This is a genomic window from Marisediminitalea oceani, assembly GCF_003731635.1.
Taxonomy (GTDB): domain Bacteria; phylum Pseudomonadota; class Gammaproteobacteria; order Enterobacterales; family Alteromonadaceae; genus Alteromonas; species Alteromonas oceani.
The window spans coordinates 72,567-98,997 of sequence record NZ_RCUA01000034.1 but is presented as its reverse complement, the minus strand read 5'-3'; the positions used below and the strand labels follow the sequence as shown (position 1 = coordinate 98,997).

21 protein-coding genes are annotated in these 26,431 nt (G+C 48.2%); 17 read left to right on the top strand and 4 right to left on the bottom strand.

The annotated features are described in order from the left end of the window. Window positions 1-72: 72 nt before the first annotated feature. On the bottom strand, window positions 73-585 hold the full coding sequence (gene sixA / locus D9T21_RS11915) for a phosphohistidine phosphatase SixA (RefSeq protein WP_123325156.1): 513 nt from the start codon (window positions 583-585) through the stop codon (window positions 73-75). Window positions 586-741: 156 nt separating this feature from the next. On the opposite strand from sixA, the gene D9T21_RS11910 reads away from it, so the two are divergent. The 3 genes from D9T21_RS11910 (at window position 742) to D9T21_RS22725 (ending at window position 8,847) form a co-directional block, all read left to right on the top strand. Further along, on the top strand, window positions 742-3,489 hold the full coding sequence (locus tag D9T21_RS11910; RefSeq protein ID WP_123325154.1) for an insulinase family protein: 2,748 nt from the start codon (window positions 742-744) through the stop codon (window positions 3,487-3,489). Window positions 3,490-3,718: 229 nt separating this feature from the next. Then, window positions 3,719-8,182 carry an EAL domain-containing protein gene (locus tag D9T21_RS11905; protein WP_241155701.1) on the top strand — a complete coding sequence of 1,488 codons (4,464 nt, stop codon included), beginning with the start codon at window positions 3,719-3,721 and terminating at the stop codon, window positions 8,180-8,182. Window positions 8,183-8,691: 509 nt separating this feature from the next. Then, window positions 8,692-8,847 carry a hypothetical protein gene (locus D9T21_RS22725; protein ID WP_164464664.1) on the top strand — a complete coding sequence of 52 codons (156 nt, stop codon included), beginning with the start codon at window positions 8,692-8,694 and terminating at the stop codon, window positions 8,845-8,847. A 51-nt stretch (window positions 8,848-8,898) separates the two neighbouring features. Here the strand turns inward: D9T21_RS22725 and D9T21_RS11900 are convergent, their stop codons facing one another. The 3 genes from D9T21_RS11900 to fadI form a co-directional block, all read right to left on the bottom strand. Next, on the bottom strand, window positions 8,899-9,096 hold the full coding sequence (locus tag D9T21_RS11900; RefSeq protein ID WP_123325152.1) for a hypothetical protein: 198 nt from the start codon (window positions 9,094-9,096) through the stop codon (window positions 8,899-8,901). A 166-nt stretch (window positions 9,097-9,262) separates the two neighbouring features. Beyond that, complete coding sequence (fadJ, locus tag D9T21_RS11895) at window positions 9,263-11,392, bottom strand: fatty acid oxidation complex subunit alpha FadJ (protein WP_123325151.1); 2,130 nt, start codon at window positions 11,390-11,392, stop codon at window positions 9,263-9,265. Further along, window positions 11,392-12,702, bottom strand: a complete 1,311-nt coding sequence (fadI, locus tag D9T21_RS11890) for an acetyl-CoA C-acyltransferase FadI (RefSeq protein ID WP_123325149.1) — start codon at window positions 12,700-12,702, stop codon at window positions 11,392-11,394. The genes fadJ and fadI overlap by 1 nt, the downstream gene beginning before the upstream one ends. A 343-nt stretch (window positions 12,703-13,045) precedes the next feature. Here fadI and D9T21_RS11885 point away from each other — a divergent pair, with 343 nt between their 5' ends. From D9T21_RS11885 to cysQ, 14 genes are all read left to right on the top strand, one after another. Continuing rightward, window positions 13,046-14,002, top strand: a complete 957-nt coding sequence (locus D9T21_RS11885) for an AAA family ATPase (protein ID WP_105936771.1) — start codon at window positions 13,046-13,048, stop codon at window positions 14,000-14,002. After that, window positions 14,003-14,968 (top strand): DUF58 domain-containing protein, encoded by a 966-nt coding sequence (locus tag D9T21_RS11880; RefSeq protein ID WP_206427264.1) that lies wholly within the window; start codon window positions 14,003-14,005, stop codon window positions 14,966-14,968. It begins immediately after the preceding gene. Then, window positions 14,956-15,462 carry a DUF4381 domain-containing protein gene (locus D9T21_RS11875; protein WP_123325146.1) on the top strand — a complete coding sequence of 169 codons (507 nt, stop codon included), beginning with the start codon at window positions 14,956-14,958 and terminating at the stop codon, window positions 15,460-15,462. Before D9T21_RS11880 ends, D9T21_RS11875 begins: the two co-directional genes overlap by 13 nt. Then, window positions 15,455-16,468, top strand: a complete 1,014-nt coding sequence (locus D9T21_RS11870) for a vWA domain-containing protein (RefSeq protein WP_123325145.1) — start codon at window positions 15,455-15,457, stop codon at window positions 16,466-16,468. Before D9T21_RS11875 ends, D9T21_RS11870 begins: the two co-directional genes overlap by 8 nt. Then, entirely contained in the window at window positions 16,465-18,384 is a 1,920-nt protein-coding gene (locus D9T21_RS11865; RefSeq protein ID WP_123325143.1) for a VWA domain-containing protein, read from the top strand. Before D9T21_RS11870 ends, D9T21_RS11865 begins: the two co-directional genes overlap by 4 nt. Continuing rightward, a complete protein-coding gene (locus tag D9T21_RS11860) occupies window positions 18,384-20,054 on the top strand; it encodes a BatD family protein (protein ID WP_123325141.1) in 1,671 nt (556 codons plus the stop codon). The genes D9T21_RS11865 and D9T21_RS11860 overlap by 1 nt, the downstream gene beginning before the upstream one ends. Before the next feature lie 132 nt (window positions 20,055-20,186). Next, a complete protein-coding gene (locus D9T21_RS11855; RefSeq protein WP_105936765.1) occupies window positions 20,187-20,696 on the top strand; it encodes a sigma-70 family RNA polymerase sigma factor in 510 nt (169 codons plus the stop codon). Next, window positions 20,689-21,390 carry a DUF3379 family protein gene (locus tag D9T21_RS11850; RefSeq protein ID WP_164464663.1) on the top strand — a complete coding sequence of 234 codons (702 nt, stop codon included), beginning with the start codon at window positions 20,689-20,691 and terminating at the stop codon, window positions 21,388-21,390. Before D9T21_RS11855 ends, D9T21_RS11850 begins: the two co-directional genes overlap by 8 nt. Before the next feature lie 175 nt (window positions 21,391-21,565). Beyond that, on the top strand, window positions 21,566-21,769 hold the full coding sequence (locus D9T21_RS11845) for a Blp family class II bacteriocin (protein ID WP_123325133.1): 204 nt from the start codon (window positions 21,566-21,568) through the stop codon (window positions 21,767-21,769). Next, window positions 21,757-21,984, top strand: a complete 228-nt coding sequence (locus D9T21_RS11840) for a hypothetical protein (RefSeq protein ID WP_164464662.1) — start codon at window positions 21,757-21,759, stop codon at window positions 21,982-21,984. The genes D9T21_RS11845 and D9T21_RS11840 overlap by 13 nt, the downstream gene beginning before the upstream one ends. A 304-nt stretch (window positions 21,985-22,288) precedes the next feature. Then, window positions 22,289-23,809 carry a sodium/proline symporter PutP gene (gene putP, locus D9T21_RS11835; RefSeq protein ID WP_123325131.1) on the top strand — a complete coding sequence of 507 codons (1,521 nt, stop codon included), beginning with the start codon at window positions 22,289-22,291 and terminating at the stop codon, window positions 23,807-23,809. Between the two features lie 326 nt (window positions 23,810-24,135). After that, window positions 24,136-25,050, top strand: a complete 915-nt coding sequence (gene cysD / locus D9T21_RS11830; RefSeq protein WP_123325130.1) for a sulfate adenylyltransferase subunit CysD — start codon at window positions 24,136-24,138, stop codon at window positions 25,048-25,050. Then, window positions 25,050-25,643 (top strand): adenylyl-sulfate kinase, encoded by a 594-nt coding sequence (gene cysC / locus D9T21_RS11825; protein ID WP_123325129.1) that lies wholly within the window; start codon window positions 25,050-25,052, stop codon window positions 25,641-25,643. The genes cysD and cysC overlap by 1 nt, the downstream gene beginning before the upstream one ends. Beyond that, window positions 25,643-26,431: a 3'(2'),5'-bisphosphate nucleotidase CysQ gene (gene cysQ, locus D9T21_RS11820; RefSeq protein ID WP_123325128.1), complete on the top strand. Its 789-nt coding sequence runs from the start codon at window positions 25,643-25,645 to the stop codon at window positions 26,429-26,431. The genes cysC and cysQ overlap by 1 nt, the downstream gene beginning before the upstream one ends.

The following is a 26,431-nucleotide window of genomic DNA, read 5'->3' as shown; positions in this document are numbered from 1 at the left end:
ATTTGTCAGAATAACCAGAAATTCAAAGCTGAGAACATTGCAGATAATGCCAGCTCATAGCTGGTCTGCCAGTTACAGCCCCTGATAGTGCTTGAGTAAAACGCCTTTGCTTCGGCTTAATGAATAGCGCACCACCGCCACTGAGCCGGTGGCAAACAATGACATTTTTGGCACATCGCAGATTTCGTCGAGAAAAAACGATACAAATGGCATATGACTAACCAGCAATAGCGGCTGACCAGCGTTGTTCTTGATGCTCTGCCGGGCAAGTACGTCGACATAATCATGAACCAGTTTTACATTGCCATCGGGCGTGATGTCGGCGCAGATTTCAAACTGACTGGCATGCAGAGTATTGGCAACCTGCTGATAAGACTGACGGGTACGGGTGTATGGACTGACCAGTGCGGTTGCAATCTGGTTATCGAGGCAATAGCTCTCAGCCAGCCAATGGCTGGAAGCCCCAACTTCCGCGTTGCCCACGGCAGTAAGCCGCCGGCTCTTGTCATCGGTAAGGAGACCCTCGGCCTCACCATGGCGCATGATAAAAATTAAAATGTCGTCTTTGCTACTTTGACCTGACATAACATTGCTAATATGATGAGAAATGACAAGTGTACGATAACAAAGGTCGCGCCCCTCGCCTAGTACTATCGCATTGACTTAGACTAAGGTGGGAGAACTCAGTCCGTGAGCCGGGCCGGAAGTATAATAATAAGCGAATAAGCGAAGACAAATACATTGAATATTTCCCAGGACTTAAACAGTACTGAATCACTTGTTCTCGAAAATGGACTCCGGGTACTCGTTATTCATAAACCTGAAGTAGACACCTGCTGCGTGTCGGTTAGCTGTAAGGCTGGCCACTTCTTTGACCCTGCAGATTGCCCCGGTCTTGCGCATCTGCTGGAACACATGTTGTTTATGGGCAACGACCTCATCCCTGAGCCAAATGGCATTAATGATCTGGTTGAACAGGCTGGCGGCTCTATCAACGCATGGACCGGGACCGAATTTGCCAACTACCATTTTCAGGCTCATGCCCAGGCTTTGCCACGCTTACTGCCCGCTTTAGCTGCGATGCTGGGAGCGCCCCACTTTAATCAGGAGCGCATAGCAGCTGAAATCCAGTCCATCGATGCGGAGTATCATTACAAGCGCAAGGATGACTTACGGCGGCTCTATCAAATCCATAAAGAAACGGCCAACCCGGCGCATCCTTTTGCCAAGTTTTCGGTTGGCAATGAACTGATATTTAATCAGTTCCCGGTGTCTACGCTCAAAGAAATGCTCAGTAATTTCCATCAGCAGTATTATTGCGCGAAAAACCTTACCCTGTGTGTTTATTCCCCGTTTAGCGTTAGTCAGTTAACTCCGTGGCTTGAAGGATCATTTAACCTGCTCGACGCTGGCTCCGCTGCAGAACTTGAGTTACCGCCACTGTATACGGCTGATCAGTTAGGCACACAAATTAATATTGAGCCGTTGCAGGCAGCAAGACGCCTGATCATTACCTTTGCTTTGCCAGCCTTGCATTTGGATATCAGTAGCAAACCGCTGGATTTTATCAGCCATGTACTCGGCGATGAGGCCTCAGGCAGCTTGTTTGCCTATCTAAAAGCCAAAGGCTGGGCCAGCAATCTGATTGCTGGCTCTGGTATCGAAGGACAGAATTTCAAAGACTTTAATATTAACCTGCAACTTACCGAGAGCGGGCTTAAACACCAAAACGAAATCATCAACGCGGTGTTTTACGTTATTGAGCAACTTAAGCAAGCCGCTACGGAAGAATGGCGCCTGCAGGAAAAAGCCAAGCTGAATCAGTTAGCCCGGCAATACGATGATTCCCATAAGCCTTTGCAGGCGATTAGTGAACTGGCTGAACTACACCAGTATTTTAGCTGGGATGACATCGCCAAAGCCTGTGTTTCTGAAACCTTAACTCAGCAAAGCTTGTGTGATGCGCTGGCTTATTTTACGCCGGCGAATATGCGGGTGAAAGTCATCGCTCAGGGCGTGCATACCACTAAAAGGTGTGCTTATTACGATGCAGCCTATGCGATTGAACCTTATACAGCGCAGCAACTGACAGCGTGGCAGACTCCCAGCCCGGTGCAGGCTATATTTATGTCGCCTCCCAATCCTTTTATTGGTGATAGCTACAGCCTTTGTAAACACGAAGCACAATTTGCACTACCGCAACAATTAGTGAGTAATAAAGGATTTGATTTCTGGTTTTGTCAGGATCACATATTCAATGTACCCAAAGGCGATATTTTCGTGTCTTTTGACATCCCGTCTCTGGCGCAAAATATTCATCAGGTAGCGGCTAAGCGGCTATGGTTGGCAGCCCTCAATGATTTTCTGCAAGGCCGGTTTTACCGGGCGGAAATTGCCGGACTGCATTACCGGATATACGGCCATCAGGGTGGCTTCAGTATCCACACCCGTGGGTTCAGTGCCCAGCAAGGGCAATTACTGAATCATTTGATTGATGCCATCAAAGGATTCACACCGGATCCACAGACCTTTAAACAAGTGCAGGTACTGCAGTGTCAGAGCTTACATAACACACTGCTAAATAAGCCGATCAACCGCTTATTCTCGCGCCTGAGCGTATTAATTCAAAAGAACACACACGCGCCGGTAGAAATGCTGGATGCCGTGCAGCATTGTCAGTTTGATGATATTCAGCGACTACGGGACAGAGCCTTTGATTATTACCATGTTGACGGGTTGATTCATGGTAACTGGTCTTCCAGCGCTGCCCAACGCATTGTTGACAGTGTACTGACACAAACCGTCTCTGCCAAAGCGCCGCCGCTGCCCCGACCGGTTGCCAAACTACCGGTAGGCAAAACCTTATATCATGAAGTAACGTGTGAGCACGATGACGCCGCAGTTGTTTTGTATTTACAGGCGCCCAGCAATGACATCCAGGATGTCGCCATGTGCATGGTATTGGAGCAAATGCTGGCGGGTTCCTTCTTTACTACCCTGCGTACAGAGAAACAACTCGGCTATATTGTGGGCACTGGTTATGTTCCGCATAATCAGCATCCGGGCATCGCTTTTTACATTCAAAGTCCTAACAATGCACCACAGGTTTTGCTCGATCACATATCCACGTTTTTGCAGCAGCAAACCAGTGAAAAAGCGTTTTACGAAGGTTACTGGCCACACATTCAGCGCAACCTGTTAAAACAGTTGCAGGATGTCGATATTAATCAGTCCATGCGCTCACAAAATATCTGGCAAAGCCTGGGCGCCGGAGACCCACAACTTAATACCAACCAACGCCTTGCACAGGCTATCGAGTCGATGCGATTCAGCGATATCGAACGCTACGCCACAGACATGAATCTCAACCAGACTTTCGGACAGCTGGTATTGTTTGCCCCGGGTAAATTTAAAACCATGAACGTGGCAAATGACGTCTTTATTCCGAATATCGCGGATTTTAAGTCTAAAGTTGAATTTTACCTCTGAGCAATAAATACCCTCTTTCCCCCTGCCGTCACCACTGGTTGCCCAAGAAATACACAGGCAGTGGTGGCAATCAAAAAAAACCTTGTAGAGACGCTGTTTATTGGGCATATTGGGTAGCGGATAGTAGGGAAGCTAGACACGATAAGAAGTAAAAAAAAGATAAGGCAGTCAATGCCAAAGGTGTATGGTGCGCTCAACCCAAAGAACGACTTTTGCACTGATAATTTCAGTGCTATTCCTATTTACCCGTGCAGTTTTTGCTGCCACGGTGCTTACTGATATCAAATTTACTGAGTACACCAGAGAAGACGGCCTGCCTGAAGACACCATCATGTCAATCGTTGAGGACTCACGAGGGTACATTTGGGTAGGTTCTATTGAAGGTCTGTTTCGCTTCGATGGTTATCAGTTTAAAGAATACAAACACTCCCCTACTAATCCAACCTCAATACCTCAAGGCTTTGCCAGAACAATGTTCGTTTCGTCAAATGACGACTTATGGATTGGGACTTATGAGGGGCTGGCCAAATATCGCCCGGACACAGACGATTTTCAGGTCTACGACAACAATAATTCAGTTTTAAGAAACAATGAAATCTGGTCCATTGATGAAGATGCATCAGGCGATATTCTAATAGCTGATGCGTCAAATATTTACCGAATTGATCAAAAATCGGGGACATTATCATTATTAGATGAACGTGTTGACTTCCCGGATGAGATTGAAGAAATCCGCAATGAGCCAACACGCATTTGGATAGGGACGTTTGCCTCCGGTGCGTACATTTACGACAAGAAACGCCGTCAGCTTTATTCATTAAAGTCCGTAAACCCTTGGGGCATCAATCTACCAGCCAATGCCGTTTTTGATATCCAGGTTATTGATGGTCAATACTGGATAGCTACGAACCAGGGAATTATCGTTCTGAACAATGATGGCGAAATTGTTAAACGAGTAAATAAAGCAAACTATCCAAACCTTAAGAATGAAGTTGTTCGCTCAATTGCTGAAGTTTCGAATGGTGTCATATGGTTTGGTACTGAAGATGGACTTGGTACTTACAACACAATAAAAGAAAAGCTGATAGTAATTGATGCAGAGATGCAAAACCTGACCTACCTGGATAATCAATTTGTTCGGCGAATATACAAAGACTCTGCGTCATCAATATGGCTAGCAACCGTTGAGGGGCTCTATCGTCACTCTGCTGGGTCTAATGTTTTAAGATTGTATCCGGTGGCAAATTCAGAACAGGATAGTGGCTCTCCACGGATTTGGGGTATTAGGGAAGACAGTAAAGGGAACCTTTGGATCGCAACCCAAAGTGCAGGCCTTAGCCGTCTCAATTTTTATGACGCTAACCAGATAATATTCTTGAATGACCGGGCTAATCAGTTATGGGATTTGGCAATTGATGAGTACGACCAGATATGGCTTGCCACTTCAAAAGGTATAGAACTCTATCGAGTCAATGGTGACAAACTTGAACTACAGAAGACCTTCTTAAAGGGTGAAATAGTCGATAACATCCATCTTGTTGGAAGAAACATTTGGGCATGGACAGAGAAAGAAGGACTAATATCCATTGAAGGAGAAAACACAGACCATTCGTCCCCTTCTCAAAATTATAAGTTGAAATTCCACTCAGATTCATTGAAAGATAAAATGTCATCGCCGGTGTATACAGACCGCGATGGTAAAGTTTGGCTTTCATCTGAAGGTCTGGTCACAATCTTCGATCCTGAAGCCGATTCAGTTAGTAATGTTATCAACCTTAAATCGGACCAGAAAAATTTATTAGCAAGAGTAAAATCAGTATATTTGTGGGGTAATTATTACTGGTTAACAACACAAGCTTCGGGAATCTTCCAAGTCGATAAAAAGACATTTAATGTTGTCCGGAATCATTCGCTCAATATAGATGCAAATATACTAGCCTCTATTGGATTAAAAGACTCGATTTGGATTTCTACAGCTTCTAATGAGATTAAACAGGTCTTGTTACCAAACCTACAGATTGTATTAAACCTCTCTAGCACCAAATTAGAATTAAACGATTATTCAGAGGGTGCTGTCACCAAAACAAAAGAAAACGCATTGGTATTCGGCGGCGACAGAGGATTTCACTATTTTCACCCTGAGTTACTCTCTCTGGATCATTTTACCGACACTCCCTCACAGAAGCCGCAACTAGTCTCATTAAAGATTTTTGGGAAAGAACAAGAGTATGGTAAACAGAACTCAGTTCTTGATAAGCCAATTAATCTAAAGGATTCGCTAACTTTATCCGTGAATGACTCTCGCTTTAGTCTTGGCTTTACATTGCTAAATGCAATTTCACCTTCAAGCGTAAAATACCGGTATCGATTAACAGGACTAGATAAGAACTGGACAGAAGCTGGAGAAGAAAGACAAGCTCCTTACAACAACTTATCTTTTGGTGATTATACGTTTGAAGTGCAAGCTCAGGAAGACGGTAAAGCCTGGTCCCCCTCTCGTGAGTTAAACCTGACGATCTTACCGCCACCATGGCTACACCCTGCGGCTTTAATATTTTATGGTTTCTTTGCGGCAATTATTACACTGTATGTTGTTCGTCAATACCACGTTCGTCGTCGACAACGAATCGCCGTCTCTGAGTCGGAAGAACGCTTGAAGCTCACACTTTGGAGCAGCGGTGATGAATTATGGGATTGGGATGTTTACCGTGGTCAGGTTTACCGGTCAAACACCTGGGGCACACTGGACTTTCCCCAGGACGACATCCGCACCAGCAGCGCTTATGACGCAAACATCCACCCTCACGACCTTAAGCGCGTTCAGGATGCTCTGAAAGAGCATCTGGAAGGTAAAACTGACTTTTACGAAATTGCCTACCGTACTAAAACCTTCACCAACACCTGGTTATGGATACTTGATCGCGGCAAAGTGGTACAACGTGACCACAATAATGAGCCCATTCGAATGACGGGTACATTAAAAGATATTCAGCATCTGAAAGACGCCGAAGAGCAGCTCAACCTGTTTAAACGCTCTATCGAAAACATTTCAGAAGGCGTATTTATCACCGATACTAAATTCCGTTTTATTTCCGTGAATAATGCCTACTGTACCTACACCGGTGAAACCCGGGATCAGGCATTGGCAACTTATCTGTATTTCCATCAGTATCCGGAAGCCTTTACCGAAGAAATTAAGAAAACACTGAGATCCAGAGGAAACTGGAGCGGTGAAGTTGAAAGTAGCCGGGTAAATGGTGAGCGTTACGAAATCGAGCTGAATATCGATGCGGTGCACGACGACGACGGTCGTATCTCGCACTTTGTAGGCGTATTTTCAGACATCACCTCTCGTAAGAGTACAGAAAAAGAATTATTGAAACTGGCTAACTCCGATCCGCTCACCGAGTTACCTAACCGTTCGTTTTTCCAGGCCAGTCATAGCAACCTGGTGCGCCGGGCGACTCCCCATGCCCTACTCTGCCTGGATATGGATAACTTTAAGAAAATTAACGACTCGCTCGGTCACCAAACCGGGGATATATTGATTAAGCAAATCGCTAAGCGTATCCAGCGCATGACCGACAGCAACTCTACCTGCTATCGCCTCGGCGGTGATGAGTTCAGTATTCTGATGGAAGATTTTTCGGATATACATACTATCACCCACTTTGCTCAGAGTATTTTAAACACCCTTTCACGGCCATTTATCATCAACAAGCAAGAGTTTGTGTTAGGTGCCAGTATTGGTATAGCGTTATTCCCTGAAGATGGCTCCTCTCCCCAGGAATTATTGAAAAACGCTGACACGGCCATGTATTTTGCCAAGAACAACGGCGGTAACAGTTATCAGTTCTTCAGTGGCGAAATGAACCAGAACGCCGTTCGTCAGCTTCAGATCGAAAACCTGATCCGTCAGGGCATAAAAGACAATTTGTTTACTGTTTATTATCAGCCTAAAGTGGATATTACCACCGGTAAGCTGGTCAGCATGGAAGCGCTGGTACGCTTTGAACACCCCAATAAAGGCATTGTAAGCCCGGGGCAGTTTATTCCACTGGCTGAGCAAACTGGGCAGATTATCGAGATTGGCGAGCAGGTTTTGCGCAAAGCCTGCGAAGACACCAAGCGCTGGGTCAGTGAAGGCTTATTCAGCGGCCGGGTGGCGGTTAATATTTCGGCGAAACAGTTTGAATTACCAGACCTTGATGACCGCATAGAAAACGTGCTTCGTCAGGTAGGGCTGTCTCCTCTTCACTTAGAGTGTGAGATTACAGAAGGCACCCTGATGGAAAACCCGGAAGAAGGCCTCAGAATGATGCAGCGGCTGCGTGATCGCGGTATTCACCTGGCACTGGATGACTTTGGTACGGGATACTCTTCACTGGCTTATTTGAAGAAATTCCCTCTCAATACCTTAAAAATCGATAAAGCCTTTATTGATGATATCGCCAACAGTAATGTCGACCGTCATATGGCTGCAGCAATTATAAATATCGCGCACAATCTCGGCCTGAAAGTGGTTGCCGAGGGGGTAGAATATGAAGAGCAGCTTAACATTCTGCGCCGCTACGATTGCGAAATGCTGCAGGGTTACCTGTACAGCAAACCGCTCAATGCCGAACGCTTCGAGAAGCTGCTACGTGAAAACAGCTTGCTACATAAAATCATCAATAAGGTTTCTCCAACCTAACTAAGCCTGTGGGGCTATTATCGCAGGCGCTCCTCATTTTCCGATGCCATTCACCTATCCCATGAGCCCTGTGCATCAAAATAAACTAGCCGCGATTAATGCTCATGCTTAAGAGTTTAAACTCACTTTACTACTAAATGCCTTCCAACTTGTCCGTACGCTGCTATTTGAGGCAGTCCTCGATAAAACCCCTTATGTTATTAACCAGTTACAACTATAAATAACTTTGTCACTTTTATTTAAATGTGTGCTAATTGGCGCCTTTTTATCGAATAAAGGCAATTTTTTGACTCTTTTACCTTAAGTATTCTGACAAGCGGCAGATAAATGCATAGAACGGCAATAATTTCCGGCAACGGAAAATTGACGCCGTCCAAATGGATGCTGCAAGCCTTTGTTTTTAAAGGAGTTTAAAAGTTGGCATAGGGTTCGCATTACTAAGAATGACAATGAGGATTGTCAATCAGTTTTGTTTGTTTTGTATATAAGAATATAACGAGGAAAGAAAGATGTTGAAAGCATACGCAGTAGCCCTAGTACTTTCTACAACCGCACCTGTAGCAGCCGATAAGCAAGAAGGCGCACAGAAAGCTCCTGTACAGAAAAAAGAAGTCGCAACTGAAACCCAGTCTTACAAGCCTAAAACTGGCGGTGTTCGCATTTAAGCTTCTACAAGAATTCTAAAAAAGGAGCTCAGGCTCCTTTTTTTATGCCTGCTACGCCTGCAAATAGGCGTTATTAAAGCCGCAATCCTTTCTCATCCGCACATGGCGGCTTATAGAAAACATTGGCCACACCAGCGGGCCCATTAATAACCCTACTAACGCCCACTGCTTTGCCGATAGTCCGGCTTTTGTCGCTTCGACAAAAAAGTAACAGCTACTGGCCAGACAAACTAAAATCACTGTCAACATATTGACACCCTTTTAATCTATAAGGTTTTTTTGACTTGCTGGAAAAACACTCAACATTTTCAGCGGGCGCATAGTACCCTTTTTTGGTAACAAAACCATCATTTATTTGGCTTATAATGAAAAAATCCGGCCTAAGCCGGATTTTTAACATTTGAGTTACACTGGGTTAATAAAAGTTGGTGTTTTCGGCTGCCATTGTTTCCAGTACAGCCGCTGGTTTGAACTTGGCATCGACCTTATCAGCATAGTAATTTAACCGCTCCACCACTTTTGCGACACCTAACTGATCCATGTAGCGGAAAGGTCCACCAAGGAATGGTGGAAAACCAATTCCGAAGATAGCGCCGATATCACCGTCCCTGGCGCTACGGATAACCCCTTCATCCAGACAGCGTGCGGCTTCATTAAGCATCATCAGCACGCAGCGCTCTGAAATCTCTGATTCACTGCGGCTCTTAGAGGGGGAAACACCCAGCAGCGGGTAAATACTCTCATCTACCGCTTTACCTGGCTTTTTGCCGCTATAGTCGTAAAAGCCTTTTTTATTCTTCTTACCTTTGCGGTCGTCTGCCAGCACTTTATCGAACGCTGAGGGAGCGGTAAAACGCTCGCCAAAGGCATCCATAAGGATAGGAATAATTTTAGTGCCTACATCAATACCAACTTCGTCCAGCAGCTTCACCGGTCCTACCGGGAAACCAAAGTTAAGGAGCGCTTTATCAATGTGATCGATAGGCTCGCCGGCCAGAATAAGACTTGCGGCTTCGTTCATGTAAGGAGCAAGAATTCGGTTAACGTAAAACCCCGCCCCATCCTTGACGACTACCGGTGTTTTACCCTGCTTTTTAGCAAACTCCACCGTGGTAGAAATTGTCTGATCGGAGGTATTCTCGTGGGCAATCACTTCTGCCAGCGGCATTTTGTCTACCGGCGAAAAGTAATGCAGACCGATAACATTTTCCGGGCGCTCAGCCTCGGCGGCAATTTCAGCAATAGGAATGGATGACGTGTTCGAGGCAAAAATGGTGTCGGCTTTACACCCCTGCTCTACATCGGCCACCATTTTACGCTTAAGGCCAACATCCTCAAACACCGCTTCAACAATAATATCGGCGTCCTGCAGGCCCGAGTAATCCAGCGTACTGGTTAATAATGCCATTTGTTTTTGCATCTCAGACTTACGCATAAAGCGGCGCTTAACCTTTTTATTGAGCAAGTCATAGCTGTACTTCATGGCATTGGCAATACCAGCCGGCTGAATATCTTTAATCCGCACCGGAACACCTGCTTTGGTAGCAGTAACGTAGGCGATACCGCCGCCCATTAAACCGCCACCAAGCACACCCACCTTATTAACTTTCTCTGGTGGGACATCAGCAACGCCAGACTCTTTTTTCATCGCTGTTGTAGCGAAGAAAATTTGCCGCAGCTGCTTTGACTCTGGCGTCATCACTAATTGACCAAAAGCCTTAGCCTCTGCTTCCAGGCCCGCCTGCATGCCTTTGTTTATGCCAATGGCCACCACATCAAGGATCTGTTGTGGTGCCGGGTAATTGCCGCGTGTTTTGGCCTGGGTTTGCTCACCCGCTTTTTTAAAGACAATATTGCGCCCCGGGGCAGTGCCCTCAAGAAACTTATTTACCAGCCCTTTCGGTTCGGCCTTACGGGAAGGTTTCGACTTAGCGGCAAATTGAGAAGCGACATCAACCAGCACAGAACGCGGTACCACGTCATCCACTATGCCGTATTTTTTGGCTTGTTTAGCGCGAACGGAAGACCCCGTCAGCATCATTTTAATCGCTTGCTGAATACCGGCCAGTTTGGGTAAGCGTTGCGTGCCACCACTGCCCGGCAACAGACCGAGCTGCACTTCTGGCAGGCCCAACTGGGTCGCTGAGCTTTCGGTACAAATTCGGTAATGACACGCCATTGCCAATTCCAGGCCACCGCCCAGCGCAGGCCCGTGAATAGCCGCTACAAACGTCTGGCGCATATTTTCAATGCGGTTAAAGATATCCTGCCCGCCTTTGGCCAGTGCCATGGCTTCCTCTGCCGTAGAGCAAGCATCCAGCATGGTGATATCGGCACCGGCAACGAATGAATTATCCTTACCGCTTACCAACACAACGCCCTTAATACTGCTGTCATTTTCAATTTCATCCAGCAGGACGGTCATTTCTTCGCCAAACGCTGCCTTCAGAGTGTTCATCGACTCCCCCGGCACGTCCATGGTTAATATGGCAATACCGTTATCCTGTCTGGTCAGCGTAAATGCGCTTTGAGTTTGTTCTGTCATTATGCTGTCTCCACAATCATCGCTGCACCTAATCCACCTGCCGCACAGGCAGTTAACAGACCGGTTCCACCGCCTCGGCGGTTCAGTTCGTTAAGCATTTGGGTGATCATTCGGGTGCCGGTGGCCGCAAACGGGTGACCGTAAGCAATAGAGCTCCCCATGACATTAAACTTGTCCATATCAATTTCGCCGGTGGCTTTACTGCGGCCAAGTTTTTCCTGAGCAAACTTGTCACTGGCGAACATTTTGATATTGGCCAGCGTTTGCGCAGCGAAGGCTTCGTGCATTTCGATTAAGGTTAAGTCGTTCAGCGTCATACCCGCTTTATCCAGCGCCATGGGCGTTGCATACGAAGGCCCCATCAACATGTCTTCCCACACGTCAATTGCCGCAAACGCATAACTCTTAATGTAACCCAGCGGGGTATAGCCCAGCGCTTTCGCTTTGCTTTCTGTCATCATCAGTACAGCAGAAGCGCCGTCGGTAAGCGGCGTGGCATTCGCGGCCGTAACTGAGCCATACTTTTTATCAAACACCGGGCGCAGCTTTGCATACCCTTCGATTTTAGAGTCAAAACGAATGTTGTTATCCTGCTCCAGCGCGCCTTTATAAGGTTCGGCATAGGCAGTCATGACCTCGTTGGCCAGCTTACCAGCTTGCCAGCTTTCTGCCGCCAGACTGTGAGAACGGTGCGCCAGCTCATCCTGAGCCTGACGGGTAATGCCATGGCTTTTAGCCATTTGCTCTGCCGTCTGTCCCATGGATAATCCGGTTGAATATTCTGCTACTGCAGGAGGTACCGGCAGCAGGTCTTTTAAGCCCAGTTTTTTGAGCACGGCCCATTTTTGCCCCAGCGTTTTAGTTTTCTGCAAATCCACCAGCGCTCTGGCCAGTTTTTTCGATACCCCGATAGGCGATACAGACGTTGAATCGGCACCACCTGCCACACCGACTTCAATATTACCCGCCATCATCGACTCGGCAATATTCACGGTAGACTGAAAACTGGTAGCACAGGCACGGGAGACACTGTAGGCATCAGTGTGAACGTTCATACCAGTGCCCAGCACGATTTCGCGAGCAATATTGGGCGCTTCAGGCATTTGTACAACCTGGCCGTACACCAGTTGTTCAACCAGCTTGGGATCCACCGCATTGCGAACAAGTAGTTCGTTTACCACCATCTTGCCCAAATCAACAGCGGGCACGCCGTGAAAATAGGTCGCCATTTTTGCGAACGGCGTTCTGAGGCCGGCAACAATTGCGATCCTGTCGCCGTTGCGCGTTGTGACTGATTGTTGTTTAGCCATGCAATTCAACCTGTATTTGCGACCATCAAGTGGTCTGACCTGTAGTTAGTGGGCAGATTTTTACAAACTATTAAACAAATAGCAAATGTGCGGCGGAATATTTTGCAACATTTATTCACTTGAGGACGGACATCTCTTGAAACAAAATAAAGCGACCCTATTACAGATTGTTGATATAACAACAATTGGACAAGCAAAAAATGGCTTTCTGCCCATTTTAGCGGGAACCTTTAAGACCCTGAAAAGTCCTATCGGTTCAGTGCCGGTACCGGTCCAACGGATATCGCGCAATTTTTACCCATTATTTTGCATTTTCAATAACATAAAAAGGTAAGATTCTCCTATGGCAGCTGAGCAGTTCAGACAGTTACACGCATACCTCGACTCACAGATAATTGGTCAGTCTCAACTTACGCTCAATATGTTAATTGCATTACTGGCTGATGGTCATCTACTGGTAGAAGGACCTCCCGGGCTGGCAAAAACCCGTGCCATCAATGCGCTGGCTAAAGGTATTGATGGTGACTTTCACCGCGTACAGTTTACTCCTGACTTACTGCCTGCCGACCTCACAGGCACGGATATCTACCGCCCGGAGACCGGCGAATTTGTTTTTCAGCAAGGACCACTGTTTCATAACCTGGTGTTAGCCGATGAAATTAACCGGGCCCCGGCCAAAGTGCAGTCGGCACTGCTTGAAGCCATGGCAGAACATCAAATTACGGTAGGTAACAAAACCTACAAGCTGCCAGAGCTGTTCTTGGTAATGGCCACTCAAAACCCGCTGGAACAGGAAGGGACTTATCCATTACCAGAAGCCCAGTTGGACCGCTTTTTAATGCATCTGGAGATTGATTACCCGGATGCCGATACCGAACTGCAAATCCTGCAGCTAACCCGCAACGAGGAATTGAGTGCACCGCAGGCGGTACCGCCCAGTCTCAGCCAGGCGGATATTTTTGCCGCTCGCAAAGCTGCTTTAGCACTGCACATGGCCCCTGCTCTGGAGACTTATCTGGTGCAGCTGATCATGGCTACCCGTCGTCCGGAAAACTACGCACCGGAGCTGGCCGAATGGATTGAGTTTGGTGCCAGCCCCCGTGCCACTATTGCACTGGACCGCTGTGCACGGGCGCATGCCTGGCTGGCTGGCCGTGACTTTGTTGGCCCGGATGACATTCAGGCAGTATTTCACAATGCCCTGCGCCATCGCATTATTTTGTCTTATCAGGCAGAAGCCGAAGGCGTAAACACCAATCAGGTGCTCGATAAAATTTTAAATCTGGTGGCCGTACCTTAAATCATGACTGCGCAATCTTATTTAGCACGATTGCAGTCGGACGGCATTCACTTAGGTGTCAAAGAGTTACTGCAATACCGACAGTTTGCCAACCTGCTGGATCTAACCCCGCGGAGAACGCCACAGGCGCGTTTGGCAGGCAGTTACCTGACTAAGCATAAGGGCCGGGGCATGGAGTTCGACGAAGCCAGGCATTACCAGCCCGGCGACGATATTCGCGCAATTGACTGGCGGGTGACTGCGCGCACCGGTAAAACTCATACCAAGGTTTACCGTGAAGAGCGCGAGCGCCCGGTATTTATTTTGTGCGATATGTCTTCCTCTATGCAGTTTGGCACGCAGTTATTACTCAAGTCGGTACAGGCAGCGCATTTAACGGCGTTAATCAGCTGGGCCGCAGCCCAACGCGGCGATAAAGTGGGCGCGCTGGTTTATTCCGATTATATGCACGCCGAGTGCAAACCGCTCAGCCGTAAACGCGCCGTGCTTTCTATCTGCCACGAACTCATGCGCTGTCAGAATGATGCCCGTAGCCAACAATCTGCTCAGCCTGATACCAATATGGAAAGCGCACTGGCTCGCCTGCGTCGTCTGGCAAAACCAGGAAGCCTGGTATATGTGATCAGTGACTTTCTGCAATTAGAAGAGCGTGCTTTGCAGCATTTAATGCAAATCAGCCGTCATTGCGAAGTTAGTGCACTGGCTATTACCGATCCGCTGGAACGGGAACTGCCGGTAACGCATCGCTTACAGCCGGTGAATGTTACCAACGGCGCACAGCAACAAACCTGGCTGTTAGGCGACAGCAACCTGGCCCGTCATTATTCATCCAGTCAGCAGGCTCGCTGGCAGGCAGTTGAGTCGCACCTCAAGCAATGTAAAACCTCTTTGAGTTTTATTGATGCCGGCCTGCCGCTTACTGAACAGTTTGAACGCTTACGGAGGTTGTCACAGTGGACCCGTTAGCTCAGTTAAAAGATATTCATACACCGCAAGGCGTAGACTGGTGGCCTCTCGCCTGGGGATGGTGGGTTGCTGCACTGCTCGTAGTGGCGCTGTTATGTGGCTTAGTTTGTATGATAATCCGCCACATCAGATTTAACCGGGCCCGCCGTGAGGCCATCGCGTTACACAGAAATTTGAGTGTAGATGCCCACTACCCGGCAAAAGCCAATCAATTACTCAAGCGGGTCACCCTCCATTATTTTGATGCCGGATATTCCGCTTCAGCCTACGGTAGTGCCTGGCAACATTTACTTTTGAACTGTCTGGCCGACAAGCATCAGGCCAAAGCAAAGCCAGGGCTGGAAGCCCTTTGCCAGAGCCCTTATCTGCCGGCTGCGCCGGATAGTGAACAACTAACTGAAATGCATCACGCTGTGAGCCTCTGGCTGCAACAAGCCAGGTTAAAGCATGCGCCCGAATCTGTGAGCACACCGGAGGTAAACCACAATGTTTGAGTTTGCCTGGTGGTGGATACTTTGTATTTTACCTTTGCCGTGGATAATCCGGCTACTCAGCGGCAGAACCCAGAGTGCAGAAGTGGCCCTACGCGTGCCAACGCTGTTGAACAACTTACCAGAAACGCAGCCCTCAAAAGGCTCAACGGTGTGGCTACACTTGTTGGCAGCCGTTATCTGGATATGCCTGGTACTAGCGGCCGCCCGCCCTCAATGGCTTGGTGAGCCGGTGAGTATTCCCAGCGAAGGCCGGGAGATGATGCTTGCGGTGGACCTGTCCGGCAGTATGAAAATTGAAGACATGCTGGTTAATGGGCGTCAGGTAAACCGCCTGACCATGATCAAATCAGTATTGCATGATTTTATTAAGCGTCGCGTCGGCGATCGCCTTGGCCTTATACTGTTTGCGGATACCGCTTATTTGCAGGCACCGCTGACTTACGATAGAGAAACCGTTGCCACCTTACTCGATGAGGCCGTTATCGGCCTGGTAGGCGAACAGACCGCCATTGGCGATGCCATTGGATTAGGAGTAAAGCGTTTTGAGCTTAAAACCGACTCCAACCGTGTACTGATCTTGCTCACCGACGGACAAAATACCGCTGGTAATATCTCGCCGGAACAGGCTAAAGAGCTGGCAGTGGATGCCGGTGTTACCGTGTATACCATTGGTGTGGGTGCAGATGTTATGACGGTGAACAGCTTTTTCGGCAGTCGTCAGGTCAATCCTTCACAGGAACTGGATGAAAGCATGCTGACCGACATCGCCAAAGCAACCGGTGGTCAGTACTTCCGGGCCCGGGATGCCGCTGAGCTGGAACAAATTTACGCCATGCTCGACCAACTACAACCGATCGCCGGTGATGAACGCAAAATGCGTCCACTCACAGCACTGTATTATTATCCGCTGGCGCTGGCACTGATTTTAAGCATATTGCCGGTAATTGGCCTGCTGTTTAGTCTGCTCTGGCGCCGACTCTTTGCAATGAGGATGTCAGCCGAATGATGTTATTGCCTGCTGATTTTCATTTTTTACGTCCGGAATGGTTCTATGCGCTCATTCCCCTGCTAGTAGCAGTGTGGTTTGTTAAACGATGGCGCGCTAAAGCAACTGGCTGGCAGGGCGTGATTGCCAGTCACCTTTACCAGCATTTAATTACCGGCAAACAACAATCTGTTACTTCGCTGTTTGTGCCGTTTCTGGCGCTTACCTGGCTGTTAGGCGTTATTGCCCTGGCAGGGCCAACCTGGGAGCGTATTCCGCAGCCAGTGTATCAGGTTAAAACCGGCCACGTGCTGGTGCTGGATATGTCGCTTTCCATGCGTGCCACCGATATAGCGCCCGACCGCCTGTCCCGTGCTAAATACAAAGCTATCGATCTGGTTAATCTGATTGACGAAGGTGACATGGGCCTGGTGGCTTATGCCGGTGATGCCTTTGTGATCAGCCCGCTTACCGAGGATGCCAATACCCTCAATGCGCTGCTACCTGGATTAAGCCCGGAAATTATGCCGGTTGCTGGCAGCGATCCGGTACAAGGGTTACGCTTGGCTGAAACTCTGCTGACCAATGCCGGCTTTCAGAATGGTATGCTTTACTGGATCACCGATGGCGTGGAAATTTCTCAAATGAAAGAATTAAGCGACTTTCTTTCTGAAACCCCGTTCAAGGTGAATATTCTGGGTGTCGGCACCGAAGAAGGTGCACCTATCAAGCAGCTTAACGGCGAATTGCTTAAACGGAATAATGGCTCAATTGTGGTACCTAAACTGAATGCTGGCGCACTACAACAGCTTAGCCGGCAAGGTGGTGGCACCTTTGCCGAGTTAACAGCCAATGATGCCGATATTCGCCAGCTCTCAGCAACGGGCCGCTTTGAAAACCGCGAAACCGAGGATAATGACAATAACAACCAGGGTGATGAGTGGCGCGAGGCCGGCCCTTACTTACTACTATTGTTATTACCCATTGCCGCCTTTGCGTTTAAGCGCGGTTTAATCTTTGCTCTGTTAGTCTCAGTAACCCTGACATTTCCCACGCCGCCAGCCAGCGCTCAACAACAAGAAAAGCAGTCTGCGGCTGAAAGTGAAGAAACGCCACAAAGTGATATGCCTGGTCTGCCCTGGTGGAAGAAACCCTTCTTAAATGCTGATCAGCAAGGTCTCGAAGCGTATAACGCATCACAATATGACGCCGCAAGCAGCAATTTTGAGGACCCGGCCTGGAAAGGCGCAGCTCAGTACCGTGAAGGTGATTATGCGGCGGCTGCCGAGACCTATAGTCAGCTTGACACTGCCGACGGGTATTATAATCAGGGCAATGCGTTGGCCAGAGCCGGTCAATTGGATGCTGCAATAGCCGCTTACGATAAAGCGCTGGAAAAACGCCCGACATTCCCTGACGCCAAAGACAACAAAGCGTTGATCGAAAAGCTCAAGGAACAGCAGGACCAACAACAGCAGAATCAACAAAACCAACAGGACCAGAATCAACAGGATCAGTCGCAGCAAGATCAGCAGCAGTCTGACCAACAGGAGGGTGAATCCGGACAGGATCAACAAAACTCTGACCAGCAAAATGGTCAGAATCAGCAGGATTCACAGCAAAACTCGCAACAAGATCAGCAAAATGCCGATCAACAGTCTGAGCAGGAGCAACAGGAAGGCGAGCAACAGGACGACCAGAATGCACAGTCCGAAGAACAACAACAGCAGCAAGGTGAGCAAGACGAACAACAGTCTCAGGCCCAACAAGGTCAACAGGAACAGAGCGAGCGGGATAAGGAAACCCAGCAGCGACTGAACAATTTGTTGCGGCGGGTCCCTGATGATCCTGCTTTCTTACTTAAACGCAAAATGCAACTGGAATCCCAGAAGCGGCAGTATCGCCGCCCACCAGATTCAACCCGGAGTGATTGGTAATGCTTAAACAACGCCATTGGTTTATATGGTTACTGTTACTGACCTTTTCAGCCCACGCAGAAGTAACCAGCGTCACTGCGACCGTGGATAAAAACCCGGTGATGCTCGATGAAGCCATCACCCTAACCGTAACCGCCGAAGGCGATGCCGAAAGAGAAGCTTTCGACAGCTCGGTATTGCTCAGTGACTTTGTTGTGGGACGCACTTCTGTCAGCTCGCAAACCTCAATTATCAACTTCGATACCCGGCGGACTACCACCTGGAGTACCACCTTGTTTCCGCGTAAGGTCGGAACATTTACCATCCCTGCATTTACCATTGAAGGGCAAAAGAGTGCGCCGGTGGAGGTACGGGTTATTCCGGTTCAGCAAGGAGATAACGCCCCTGCGCGGGATTATTACGTGAGTACTGAAGTAAACAACGATTCGGTGTATTTACAGCAGCAGTTGCGTTATACCGTAAAGCTATATCTGTCTTCGCAAATTGAGCGCGGCAGCCTGCAAGCGCCAGAACTGGAAAACGCGCAAATCCAACAACTCGGTGATGACAAGCAATACACAGAGTTGGTGAATGGTAGTCGTTATCAGGTTGTGGAGCGTAACTTTGCTGTGTTACCCCAGCAATCCGGCACCTTTACCATTCGTGGCCCGGTATTCTCCGGTGAGGTGATTGCTCCTAACACCAACCAGCGCTTTGGCTTTTTTAATCGTACTCAAACTATCAACCGGGTAGGTCCGGATGTGCAGGTAGAGGTGAAACCCATTCCCGCTGAAGTGGATTATCATTGGTTACCCAGCGACTTTGTACAACTGGATGAAGAATGGCAAAGCGATACTTTTACTGTAGGTGAGCCAGTTACCCGCACTCTTACGCTTACTGCGGTAGGCGTGGTAGAGGAGCAACTGCCGGAGATTGAACAAATCTATCCGCCGGATTTTAAACTGTACCCGGACCAGGCTAACAGCGCATCGGCAGAAAAAGACAACCGCCTGATTGTACAACGCACCGAATCAGTTGCCATGATCCCAACCAAAGCAGGTAGTTATATTATTCCGGAAGTCAGAGTGCCCTGGTTTAATGTGTCTACCGGCAAAACCGAATACGCAAAACTGCCCAGTCGCACGGTAAACGTGATAGCCGCTTCCGGACAATCAACCCCAGCAGCTACTCCGCCACCAATGCAACCGGCCGCGCCTCAACCGGCAGAAGAAACAAAGCAAACGCCAACTCAGCCAACAACGGCTGAGACAGCACAAAACGAGTGGGATAACCTGCACACCATCATGTTAGCGCTCTGGCTGCTTACATTGACTGGCTGGTTGTTTACCTATGTTCAGCTTAAAAAACGTGGCCCGCGCAACTTTACACCTGTGCAGGCAGAGACCGCCCAACCCACAACGTCAGCCAATCAGTTACAGCAAATTGTTCGTCAGGGCGATATCCGGAAAATCCAACCGGCGCTTAACCAGTGGCTTAGTCAGTTCTCTGCGGCTAAACGCTGGCAAATAGAGCAACAGATAAAACCGGAGGTTGACGCTATGATGGCAGCTGGCTATGCCACGCAGCCAGCAAAGTGGGATCCATCTGCACTGCTTAATAAGCTGAAGAACCTGCCAAACCAGCAAAGCACTTCCGGGCAGGGACTATCGCCCCTCTACCCTGCCAGTTAATGCTAATTTAGTCGCTGGTTAACTGACTTTGGATAAATGGATAAATAAAGGAGCGTTTTAGCTCCTTTATTTTTTTTGAAAAATTTTATTCTTTTGTGAAATTAATTTAATTAATGTCAGGTCTGGTTAATCATGAAAGAAAAAACGCTCCGCTACGAAGCTTTGGTACGTGCTCTTCACGGTGATATTTATCGCTATGCGTACTGGCTCACAAACGATAAGAGTACTGCCGAAGATATTGTGCAGGAGACCTTCCTGCGCGCCTGGCGGGCATTGGATAGTTTACAGGATGAAAAGGCCGCAAAATCCTGGTTGATCACCATCCTTAGACGCGAAAACGCACGGCGTTTCGAACGCAAGCAATTCGATCTGGTCGACTTCGACGAAGTCTCGGTTGCCGGCAATGAGGATCAGGACAGTGACGCAGAAGTACGTCAGGTGCGGCGAGCGATCGGGAAACTGGCGCCGGATTATCGCGAGCCATTAATGTTGCAAATCATCTTTGGGTTTAGTGGTGATGAAATCGCCCAGCAACTGGAACTTAATAAAAATACCGTTATGACAAGGCTGTTCAGAGCGAGAGCGCAATTAAAGGATGCACTGACATCATCGTCGCAACAAAGAGGTTTTCATAGTGGATGAATTAGAATTTCGCCGCCGGGTCTATACCAACCCCGCGGATAACGAGAAAGATTTACTCGAAGCTGCTGCGCAAAATCCAGACAACGATGCATTTTGGCAGGATATCAAGCAGCTTGATGAGAAGCTGAAAGCGGCAGCTAGCGTGCCCGTGCCTGAAGACTTGGCTAATCGACTGATCCTCAAGCAAACGATGCGGGAGTTTAATCAGCAAAAACGCCGCAACCGCTGGTATATAGGCCTTGCAGCCAGTGTTGCCTTTACCTTTGGTATTGCCCTCACCGCCTGGCAGCAACAACACGTACAGCTGGATCAGGCCGCGTTGGCGCATATGTACTATGCAGAGACTGAACAACCTCACGCGAATACGGAAGTAACACCACAGTTAGTCAATGCAAAACTGGCTCAGTTTGGTGCCGAGCTTGATACATCCATTGGTCATATCGCTTCGGCGAACTACTGTATACTTGATGCGATCCGTAGTTTGCACCTGATTATCGAAACCCCGGAAGGGCGCATGTCGGTTTTCCTGGTGCCGGATCACGATAAGCCTATGAGCAACGACTTTGCCGACGAAGTGTATCAGGGCAGCAGTTACGCCTTACATAAAACCAATATTCTGGTTGTAGGTGATAAAGATGCCAATATCCCGGCATTTAAATCAGAACTTAAGCAATATTTGAAATTTTCGGCTTAAACGCCCCTCTAATGTAAAACGCCGGGCAGGAATTGCCCGGTTGGTATATTCTCGCCATCCACCAATTCCAGTGAGTCACAAAACCGTGCTGACGTTCAGTTTAAGCAAAAATTTATTAAGGCATAGTTGAATGGCACTGAATATCCAGTGCGTAACCACAAGGATAGAACTTACTATGCAAACTTTAACAATGAATGAAATCACTATGGTATCTGGCGGCTGCGAAGAACACTGCTGGGGCGACTTTGAAGTTGGCGGACTGGCCGCTGCAGCATCAGGCGGCGCTGTAGCGGGAAGTGTAGCAGGATTGGCCGGTGCGGCTGTTGGCGCTGTTGGTGGCGCTGTCGCTTATCTGCTCGATGTTGTATGGACAGATTAAACTGCCCGGATTTACTGGAGTCTGATATGCAACTCAGCAAAGAAATATTCTTCGTTTTTATCAGCTTGCTATTAGGGGTAGCGGTGATTATTACCGTAGAGCAAGTAGTCGGTGCCGAGGGACAGATGGTGATGATAGCGAAAAATTTTAGTGCGGGCGCGACTACCGCCGCCGTTTATCTCACTCTTAAATGGTTTGAGAGACAATCTCTATAACCCTGTAACAGGATATTCATTCAACTGAATATCCTGTTTTTTTGAGCCATAGTTTTACCAAATATAAGTCCTGTGGGCACTGGAACCTTATTGAACCTATAAATGTAAAACGAGTTATGGTTTTATACGAGTCCCCCATTAACTTTTCTGCTTCACTTAAGGGCTTTCAAGCCCTCGCCTTACCTATTGGCTGTCATCCTGTTATAGTGAACCAACACGAGATGCTTTAGGGGCAAAACGGCTTAGGCAGCGCTTCCCCGTAAAAAGCACACTTAAATCAAACAATAATGAGAAGGGAGCGCTAATGGCAGTTGGCACAATGATTTCTTTAGGACTGTATTTTCTGGTTATGCTGGGCATTGGCTGGTATAGCTTTAAAGAGTCCGATACCAGTGTAGAAGGCTACATGCTGGGCGGGCGTAAACTTGGCCCTGCCGTCACGGCATTATCGGCCGGTGCCTCGGACATGAGTGGCTGGATGCTAATGGGCTTACCCGGAGCCATGTATGTGGCGGGTTTATCGGCCATGTGGATAGCGGTGGGCCTGACTATAGGTGCGTTTGCCAACTATATTCTGGTGGCGCCACGCTTACGGGTTTACACCGAGATTGCCAATAACGCTATCACCCTGCCCGACTACTTTGAAAACCGCTTTGCTGATAACTCGCGCATGCTGCGAGTAATTGCTTCGGTGGTGATTGTTATCTTTTTTACCCTTTACACCTCTTCTGGTGTGGTAGCCGGCGGCAAACTGTTTGAGTCATCCTTTAATCTGAGTTACGAATTAGGCCTTTATGTAACCGCCGGTGTGGTAGTTGCTTATACCTTAATTGGTGGCTTTATGGCGGTGAGCATGACCGACTTTGTGCAAGGCTGCATTATGTTCCTGTCGCTTATCCTGGTGCCTATTGTGGTAATCATGAACCTCGGCGGTTTATCTGATGCCAATGCCATTATCACCGATATCAACCCCAACCTTTTCGCCCTGTTTACCGATGCCTCTACCAACACAGCGCTGTCGACTATCGGGATTATTTCGCTGCTGGCCTGGGGCTTAGGCTACTTTGGTCAACCTCATATCATCGTGCGCTTTATGGCCATACGCTCGGTAAAAGATGTACCGGTTGCCCGCCGTATCGGCATGAGCTGGATGATCATGTCCATCATTGGTGCTTTGTTTACCGGTTTGTACGGGATGGCTTATGTGAGTCAGCAGGATGGCGTGAGCATCGACCCGGAAACTATTTTTATTTACCTGTCGCAACTGCTGTTCCACCCGTTAATTGGCGGCTTTTTACTGGCCGCCATACTGGCGGCAATTATGAGTACCATTTCATCTCAGTTACTGGTCACCTCCAGCTCGCTAACCAGCGACTTCTATCAGGTATTCCTGCGTAAGGATGCTTCGGAGAAAGAACTCGTGATCGCCGGGCGGATATCCGTCATTGTGGTAGCAGCAGTAGCCATCGCGCTGGCTTATGACCGTGACAGCACAATATTGTCGCTGGTCAGTAATGCCTGGGCAGGCTTTGGGGCAGCATTTGGCCCACTGGTAATATTCAGCCTGTTTGACCGTCATATGACACGAGCGGCGGCATTTGCCGGCATGATCACCGGCGCAGTAACGGTGCTGCTATGGATTTACCTGCCAATTACCATTAGTGGTCAGTCATTGAGTGCCTGGATGTATGAGATTGTACCGGGCTTTATTTTATCGAGTATTGCTATTGTAGTGGTGTCTAAACTCACCCAACCGCGGGAAAGCGTTAAAGAGACCTTTGAAAAGTTTGAAGAGGCGCTACACCACCAGCAAAACGTAATTTAATTAACACATCGGAGCAGCAATATGGGGTTTGATAACACCCTGTGTTGCTGCACTTCTTTAAAGGCCATTGGCCTGATGAGTTCCTGTATTCCCCTTCCGTTCTTTTGCTAACCCATACAAATCAAGGGCTCATCCGCACTTGGTTTTCGCGCACCGATATTTTTGTTAGCCGTAAAGAAATCAGTCTTTATGACGCCTGAATTACAGTGGAATAAAAACGTAATTTCAAATAGCAAAATAACATAGCACTTTTGTTTCTAAATATGTTAGGGTTCTATGCATATAATCATTTCGTATATAAACCTCAACAACTTCGGACTCGATAAATGACTGATAGTATCCCGTCAACCACCCACTTGAAACAACTCGAAGCCGAGAGTATCCATATCTTTCGTGAAGTCGCCGCAGAATTTGAAAATCCGGTGATGCTTTATTCCGTAGGCAAGGACTCTTCGGTTTTACTTCATTTGGCGCGTAAGGCATTTGCCCCTGGCAAAATCCCTTTCCCATTACTTCACGTTGATACCACGTGGAAGTTTAAAGAAATGATAGAGTTTCGTGACCAGCAGGCTAAAAAGCACGGCTTTGACCTGCTGGTACACATCAATCAGGAAGGCGTTGACATGGGCATGGGCCCATTCTCTCACGGTAGTGCCAAGCATACCGACGTAATGAAAACAGCTGCCTTAAAACAAGCCCTGAACAAATATAAGTTCGATGCCGCATTTGGCGGAGCGCGTCGTGACGAAGAGAAATCTCGCGCCAAAGAGCGTGTTTACTCATTCCGTGACAGCAACCACCGCTGGGATCCAAAAAATCAGCGCCCTGAGTTATGGAACATCTATAACTCTCAGGTAAACCGTGGCGAAAGCATTCGTGTATTCCCAATGTCGAACTGGACTGAACTGGATATCTGGCAATACATCTACAAAGAAAACATCGACATTCCACAACTGTACCTGGCGAAGCCTCGCCCGGTTGTAGAACGTGATGGCGTTCTTATCATGGTTGATGATGACCGTATGCCTTTGGAAGAAGGCGAAGTACCAGAAATGAAGTCAGTGCGATTCCGTACCCTGGGTTGTTACCCACTGACCGGTGCGGTGGAATCGACTGCTGCAACCCTGCCTGAAGTTATTCAGGAAATGCTGCTGACCAAAACGTCAGAGCGTCAGGGCCGTGTTATCGACCATGACAGCGCGGGCTCCATGGAGAAGAAGAAAATGGAAGGTTACTTCTAATGGCTACCAATATCGTCTGGCATCAACACGAGATCAATAAAGATACTCGCGGCGAAAGCCTTGGCCAAAAGCCGCGCGTATTGTGGTTAACCGGTTTAAGTGGTTCGGGTAAATCAACCCTGGCCAACCTGCTGGAGAAGAAACTGCACGAAAAGGGTAAACATACTTACCTGCTCGATGGCGATAACGTACGCCACGGTTTATGCGGCGATCTGGGCTTTAGTGATAAAGACCGGGTAGAAAATATCCGTCGTATCAGCGAAGTGGCTAAATTATTTGTCGACTCGGGCATGGTGGTATTAACTGCGTTTATTTCACCATTTCAGGCCGACCGCGATTTTTGTCGCAACCTGTTAGCCAACGGCGAATTTATTGAAGTATATGTAGATACCCCACTGGAAGTGTGCGAACAGCGCGATCCCAAAGGCCTGTACAAAAAGGCCCGCAGTGGTGAAATTAAGCATTTCACCGGTATCGACTCTACCTATGAAGCGCCGCAGTCTCCGGAAGTACATTTGCAGTATCAGGATGAACCAGCGGAACAAACCGCAGAGCGGCTGTTCAACCTGCTAGAAGAAAAAGGATTATTATAATGGCGATTACGGATCCACTGGCACTTCAGGTGCTGGCCATCGCAAAAGAAGCTGGCGACAAGATCATGGAAATTTACGACCGTGACTTCGCCATCTACGAAAAACAAGACACCAGCCCGTTAACCGAAGCCGATTTAGCTGCCCACAAGAGCATTGTGACCGGCTTAGAAGCTATCTCAGAGCTGCCTATTCTGTCTGAAGAATCAGCCGATATCAGCTGGGACGAGCGTAAAACCTGGGATAAATACTGGTTAGTTGACCCACTCGATGGCACCAAAGAGTTCATCAAGAAAAACGGTGAATTTACGGTAAATATCGCCCTGATCGACGGCGGAAAGCCAATTATGGGGGTGGTATACGCACCAGCGCTTAACAAGTCGTACGTAGGTGTAGTTGGCCAGGGTGCCTGGACAGAAACCGCTGAAGGCGTAAATCCCATCAGCGCTAAACCACATCAACCTGGTGAACTTTGGAAAGTCGTGGGCAGTCGTTCACACCAAAGCCCTGAAATTCAAAACCTACTGGCGCAGCTTGAAGGCGAAACCGAACTGGTTGCCATGGGAAGCTCATTAAAATTATGTCTGGTTGCTGAAGGTGAAGCACACCTTTACCCACGCTTAGGCCCAACGTCTGAGTGGGATACCGGCGCGGCGCACGCAGTAGCATTAGCTGCCGGAGCCGACGTTACTGTACTGGACGCAGCTGACCCGCTGAACTCTGACGCCGAGGCTCTTACTTATAACCAGAAAGAGTCTGTGTTGAACCCTTATTTCCTCGTGAGTGCATAA

Excerpts from the sequence above, each read along its gene's own strand:
- cysD (WP_123325130.1), top strand. The coding sequence starts at position 24,136 with ATGACTGATAGTATCCCGTCAACCACCCACTTGAAACAACTCGAAGCC.
- D9T21_RS22725 (WP_164464664.1), top strand. The coding sequence starts at position 8,692 with ATGTTGAAAGCATACGCAGTAGCCCTAGTACTTTCTACAACCGCACCT.
- cysC (WP_123325129.1), top strand. The coding sequence starts at position 25,050 with ATGGCTACCAATATCGTCTGGCATCAACACGAGATCAATAAAGATACT.
- D9T21_RS11865 (WP_123325143.1), top strand. The coding sequence starts at position 16,465 with ATGATGTTATTGCCTGCTGATTTTCATTTTTTACGTCCGGAATGGTTC.
- D9T21_RS11840 (WP_164464662.1), top strand. The coding sequence starts at position 21,757 with ATGGACAGATTAAACTGCCCGGATTTACTGGAGTCTGATATGCAACTC.
- D9T21_RS11855 (WP_105936765.1), top strand. The coding sequence starts at position 20,187 with ATGAAAGAAAAAACGCTCCGCTACGAAGCTTTGGTACGTGCTCTTCAC.
- fadI (WP_123325149.1), bottom strand. The coding sequence starts at position 12,702 with ATGGCTAAACAACAATCAGTCACAACGCGCAACGGCGACAGGATCGCA.
- D9T21_RS11860 (WP_123325141.1), top strand. The coding sequence starts at position 18,384 with ATGCTTAAACAACGCCATTGGTTTATATGGTTACTGTTACTGACCTTT.
- sixA (WP_123325156.1), bottom strand. The coding sequence starts at position 585 with ATGTCAGGTCAAAGTAGCAAAGACGACATTTTAATTTTTATCATGCGC.
- fadJ (WP_123325151.1), bottom strand. The coding sequence starts at position 11,392 with ATGACAGAACAAACTCAAAGCGCATTTACGCTGACCAGACAGGATAAC.
- putP (WP_123325131.1), top strand. The coding sequence starts at position 22,289 with ATGGCAGTTGGCACAATGATTTCTTTAGGACTGTATTTTCTGGTTATG.
- D9T21_RS11900 (WP_123325152.1), bottom strand. The coding sequence starts at position 9,096 with ATGTTGACAGTGATTTTAGTTTGTCTGGCCAGTAGCTGTTACTTTTTT.
- D9T21_RS11870 (WP_123325145.1), top strand. The coding sequence starts at position 15,455 with ATGTTTGAGTTTGCCTGGTGGTGGATACTTTGTATTTTACCTTTGCCG.
- D9T21_RS11845 (WP_123325133.1), top strand. The coding sequence starts at position 21,566 with ATGCAAACTTTAACAATGAATGAAATCACTATGGTATCTGGCGGCTGC.
- D9T21_RS11885 (WP_105936771.1), top strand. The coding sequence starts at position 13,046 with ATGGCAGCTGAGCAGTTCAGACAGTTACACGCATACCTCGACTCACAG.
- cysQ (WP_123325128.1), top strand. The coding sequence starts at position 25,643 with ATGGCGATTACGGATCCACTGGCACTTCAGGTGCTGGCCATCGCAAAA.